At 47.3% G+C, this 2,962-nt stretch carries 3 protein-coding genes; 2 read left to right on the plus strand and 1 reads right to left on the minus strand.

All coding sequences use genetic code 11. The features are described from left to right. Positions 1 to 228: 228 nt before the first annotated feature. Positions 229 to 1,146: a histone deacetylase gene (locus H6S82_RS26615; protein WP_190472951.1), complete on the minus strand. Its 918-nt coding sequence runs from the start codon at positions 1,144 to 1,146 to the stop codon at positions 229 to 231. Between the two features lie 100 nt (positions 1,147 to 1,246). Here H6S82_RS26615 and H6S82_RS26620 point away from each other — a divergent pair, with 100 nt between their 5' ends. Both H6S82_RS26620 and H6S82_RS26625 read left to right on the plus strand, forming a co-directional pair. After that, complete coding sequence (locus H6S82_RS26620; protein WP_190472949.1) at positions 1,247 to 1,435, plus strand: hypothetical protein; 189 nt, start codon at positions 1,247 to 1,249, stop codon at positions 1,433 to 1,435. A gap of 98 nt (positions 1,436 to 1,533) precedes the next feature. Further along, the gene (locus H6S82_RS26625) at positions 1,534 to 2,832 is read left to right on the plus strand and encodes a chloride channel protein (RefSeq protein WP_322112001.1); all 1,299 of its coding nucleotides are present in this window, start codon (positions 1,534 to 1,536) and stop codon (positions 2,830 to 2,832) included. Positions 2,833 to 2,962 lie beyond the last annotated feature (130 nt).

The raw sequence follows: 2,962 nt of genomic DNA on the forward strand, positions 1-2,962 counted from the left end.
GTATCGCCACCCCAATAAGCAACGATCGCATGACCGAATTCGTGCAGACAAACCGACAAAAGCCACCCAACACAAACAAAAACTGCAACTTGGAGCATTACTTTCTACCTTTTGAGGAGATTTAATATCAAGAATTAGGCAAATAGTTCGCTATTTTTTACCGCAAATAAAGCAGATAAACGCAGATAATTATGATATTCATCTGTGTTTATCTGCGATTTAAATTTACTAAATCAAACAGCGTTCGATCGTCGCTACAACCGACTCGGCCAGCGCAGCTAAATCGTAACCGCCTTCCAAACCAAACAAAATTTTCCGAGTTATTTGCAAACAATAATCTGTAAACAAACCAAAATCTTGCGGTAGCAATTCAATACTCGCCAACGGATCGGCAGCATTGGCATCGTATCCAGCGCTAACAATTAACAAATCTGGTTTAAATCTCGATAAAAAGGGTACAACTTGCGATTCAAACTCCATGCGATACTCAGCCACAGTGCTACCCGGTAGCATCGGAATATTCAGCACATTTTTGTACTCTCCCCGTTCGTCAGCATATCCCGTTCCCGGATAGCAAGGAGACTGATGCAAAGAACAATATGCTAAGCGCGGATGAGTTTCGACAATATTTTGCGTACCGTTACCGTGATGGACATCCCAATCTAAGATAGCAACGCGCTTAATTCCCGGTTGTTCCAAAGCGTAGTAAGCGGCGATCGCCGCATTGGAAAATAAGCAAAACCCCATACCCCGATCGCGTTCCGCGTGATGTCCGGGGGGACGCGCCAACACAAAAGCTGGATTTGAGGTCGCCAGAGTGCGATCGACCCCATCCAACCAAGCATTCACCGCCAGCAAAGCAATATCGTAACTGTTCTTAGAAACCAGCGTATCTGCATCCAGTCGTCCGCCACCATTTTTAGCGATCAGCTGCACTCTCTCAATGTGTTCTTGCGAGTGAACCCTTTCCAGAATAGGCATCGCAGACCTTTTTGCCAGAGGCGTCGGCAACAGCCACTCCAGCCGATCAGCATAACTTGCCGCCTTCAACGCATTGACAATCGCACTCAAGCGTTGCGGACGTTCTGGATGATACGCCCCAGTTTCGTGCAACAAAAACTCATCAGAGTAAATTACGGGTAGCATAGTCCGAACCGGATACAGAAAAACTTAGGCATTCGAGCATTTTTCCAAAATAGCAATATGGGAGAGGCAGAGGAAAGAGGGAGAGTGAGGGAGTGGGAGAGTGGGGCGGAAAAAAGGGGTAGCAGACTCGGATTTGCGATCGGCTGCACCGAAATCATCCAAACACAAAGCGATTCCCATCTGCTATAGGCTGCGTTTATCTGCTTACATCTGCGGTAAAAACTTCACCCTAGATTCCCACAGAAAATTTTTCCCATCACTCAACCCAAAAACTTTTGTCAGAAGATGACAAACCGCATAAAATTCTTAAATATTCTGTATCCTTTGTTTCATTTTCCATTGGCGATCGTCCCATACCCCCTTCCCTAGCTAACCAGGAAACAAACCGTGCTACCAAACAAGCACCCCGTCACCGACAAAATTCAACTTTGGATATCCTCCCAACTTGGCGGACTGACAAACCGCAACCCTTTGATGATTTCCCGCTGGGTGTTGCGCTGGACTGTCGTCGGTACTGTTTGCGGTTTATTCGCTGGATTGTACTGGAACATCTTAGAGTTGATGATTCACGCCCTCAACCGCATTGAAGGGCCAAGTCTGCTCATAGTCATGCCCACACTGGGTTTATTCGTCGGTCTTGTGATTCATCACCTTGGCAATCCCGGCGAAATTGGCGTGATTGTCGATAATATCCATTTTCGTGGCGGACGCCTGGATGCTCGCAAAAATGCCCCCATGATTCTAGCTTCCCTCGCCAGTATATCGGCAGGTGGCAGTGCTGGGCCAGAAGCACCCCTAGTACAGGTAACCGGTTCTTTTGGTACTTGGGTTGCAGACCGTTTGCAGCTCAAAGGCGAAGACCTCAGATCTATGAGTTTAGCGGGAATGGCTGCGGGTTTCACTGCTTTGTTCGGCGCACCCCTTGGCGGTGCGATGTTCGCCTTGGAGATTTTGCACCACAAACACGTTTTGGAATACTACGAAGCGCTGATGCCGGCGATAGTTTCCAGTTGCGCCAGTTATCTGGTTTTTGCTGCCATTACCCATTTGGGAATTGCACCAACTTGGAGTTTTCCCCAGTACGGTTTAAATAATATCGATGATTTTGCTTTGGCGATCGCATACGGAGTCATTGGTGCGATCGCGGGATGGATTTTCATGGCCATTTTTCGCGGGTGCGATCGTATTTTCGCCCGCATTCCCGGCCCTATTTATGTTCGCACGACCATAGCCGGTCTGGTATTGGGCGGTTTGGCAGTTTTATTTCCCCTCACCCGTTATTTTGGGCATGAAGAGTTAGAGTTAGTCATCAGTAATAATTTTTCTGCCATTTTTCTGTTAAGTTTAGCCTTTGCGAAAATGGCTGCGATCGGCTTTACGGTTACTGGTGGATGGCGCGGTGGATTTATCATACCGCTCTTTTTCACTGGCGCTTGTATCGGCAAAGCGATCGCCATTTCTATCCCCGGATTGAATCCTGCCTTGGCGATGATTTGTGTAATGGCAGGTCTCAATGCTGCGGTGACGCGCACGCCTGTCAGTACCACTTTATTGGTCTCGAAACTGACTAATATCAGTCCCTTGACTCCTATTTTATTCGCCAGTTTAATGGGGTTTTTCCTCGCTCCCAAAATACCTCTAATCGCTTCTCAACTCAAATCGCCAAAACAAGCGATCGCTGAATGATATCGCGCCCTTTTCCACCATAAACTTGAAAAACCCCAGTTGCCGCATTTTTGCCAAAAAAATACCCTACATTATCGCTCACCGGACAGCCATCTATCGCCGGAATGAGTTAATAGTTTCTTGTGAGAGA

It is taken from the genome of Planktothrix sp. FACHB-1355 (assembly GCF_014748295.1).
Lineage (GTDB): Bacteria > Cyanobacteriota > Cyanobacteriia > Cyanobacteriales > Aerosakkonemataceae > Aerosakkonema > Aerosakkonema funiforme_A.